Annotated in this window: 1 tRNA gene; it reads right to left on the minus strand. The window is 20.4% G+C overall.

What is annotated here, in order from left to right:
* Positions 1–26 precede the first annotated feature (26 nt).
* Positions 27–113: transfer RNA gene (locus IE038_RS25805), tRNA-Ser, on the minus strand.
* Positions 114–519: the final 406 nt, after the last annotated feature.

The following is a 519-nucleotide window of genomic DNA, read 5'->3' on the forward strand; positions in this document are numbered from 1 at the left end:
TCTTTCTCAAAAATAAATAAATTAAACGGACAAAGAGAGATTCGAACTCTCGGTATTGAAAACAATACATAATAGCTCAAATATTACACCATAAACCACTCGGTCATTTGTCCCATTTATTATAATCCATTTTGAATTAATTATAATCCATTTTTTTTTTTAGGTTATTACAATTTTTATTCATTTCCTTGTTTATAGGTTCAACTGGACTTGAACCAGTATATTAACGTTATCAACATTATATTCTAACCAGTGAATTATGAACCTATATGTATATATTATATTACTTATATATAATAATAATATAAATTATTATTATAAATTTTATTATTAATATTAAAATTTTTTTATGTTTTGATTCATCAATATTGATTACTTTTCTTCGTGAATTTAGCTTTTATTATTATTAAATATAGTAATAATGATAGAAACGAAGTATATATATAATATATTAGTATTATTTAATAGACCAAAGTTTATAACTAATAAAGTAAATACAACTCCAATTACGAAATAGAT

Source organism: Pseudomonas laurentiana (assembly GCF_014648275.1).
Lineage (GTDB): Bacteria > Pseudomonadota > Gammaproteobacteria > Pseudomonadales > Pseudomonadaceae > Aquipseudomonas > Aquipseudomonas laurentiana.